This is a genomic window from Undibacterium sp. MH2W (genome assembly GCF_049340215.1).
Lineage (GTDB): Bacteria > Pseudomonadota > Gammaproteobacteria > Burkholderiales > Burkholderiaceae_D > Undibacterium.
The window spans coordinates 1-1,288 of record NZ_JBMPPA010000022.1 but is presented as its reverse complement, the minus strand read 5'-3'; the positions used below and the strand labels follow the sequence as shown (position 1 = coordinate 1,288).

The window sequence follows — 1,288 nt, the reverse complement described above, 5'->3', positions numbered from 1 at the left end:
TGAGCTTCCCTCGATAATTAGTTCACCATCAGGTGAATGTCATGCAGCGAGATTCTCTTGATTTTGTTTCTTCATCCAGTCTTCCAGATATTGAACGGGAGAGCGGTAACCTAATGTCGAATGCTGCCGTGTTCGATTATAAAACACCTCAATATATTCAAAGCTCGCAGCTTTCATTGCATCATGGGTTGCATATCGAATTCCATGATAGCGCTCATTCTTGAAGCTGTTAAACCAGCTCTCGGTAGGCGCATTATCCCAACAATTTCCCTTACGACTCATGGAGCAAATCATGCCAAACTCCTTGAGCTTGCTCTGAAACGCTTTACTGGCATATTGACTGCCACGATCCGAGTGATGCATGACCCCGGCTGCCGGTCGGCGACGGAACCATGCCATCGTCAGCGCATCGGTCACAATGTCGCTAGTCATGCGTGGTTTTAGCGACCAACCGATCACTTCTCGGTTGAATAAATCAAGCACGATTGCCAGATAGAGCCAGCCTTCATCCGTCCACAAGTAGGTGATGTCAGAAGTCCACGCTTGATTCGGCGCAGTCGGCATAAAGTTTCTATCGAGCAGGTTATCTGCAACGGGTAACGCATGTTTCGAGTCTGTCGTTACCTTGTAGCGGCGCTTATGGCGTGCGTGTATGCCATGTTCTCGCATCAATCGTTCGACACGTTCTTTGCTAGCTGTAAAGCCGCGCAATCGCAATTCTCTGATCATGCGAGGGCTACCATACGCGCCCTTGAGTTCAGCATGAATGGCACGAATGATCGCCAGCATCTGTACGTCTGTTAAGCGCTTTCTGCAAGGAATTCCGCCGCGTTGCCAGGCGCGATAGCCACTCACACTGACTTCAAAAACGGCGCACATTTCTGCTAAAGAATAGGTTTTGCTGTTGGCAGCGATCCATGCATACTTCACAGAACATCTTTCGCGAAGTATGCCGCCGCCTTTTTTATGATTTCGTTCTCCCGCTTAAGTCTGGCAACTTCTGCTCTTAATCGGGATAGCTCCATGGCTTCTGGTGTTACGACTTTCGTTCCTGCGCCTTTAAGTTTTCCTTCAGAGGAGGCCTTGATCCAGTTGCGCAGCGTTTGGTCACTTAACCCCAGCTCCTTGACGACGACAGAGATGGCTTCACCATCTGAAACACGTTTAACGGCCAGTTCTTTAAACTCGGTCGTGTAAGCTTTTTTTGGTATCCTGTTCATCATTTGTCTTTCCAAAGTTACGTTTATTTTACGTCACCTTTGGGGAACTAAATTTCAGGGGAAGCTCA

1 protein-coding gene is annotated in these 1,288 nt (G+C 48.2%); it reads right to left on the bottom strand.

The window, feature by feature from the left end; genetic code table 11:
- Nucleotides 1-39: 39 nt before the first annotated feature.
- A protein-coding gene (locus ACO0K2_RS19685; RefSeq protein WP_423021760.1) for an IS3 family transposase occupies nt 40-1,220 on the bottom strand; the annotation gives its coding sequence in 2 pieces (ribosomal slippage) (nt 40-968 and nt 968-1,220; 1,182 coding nt in all).
- Nucleotides 1,221-1,288 lie beyond the last annotated feature (68 nt).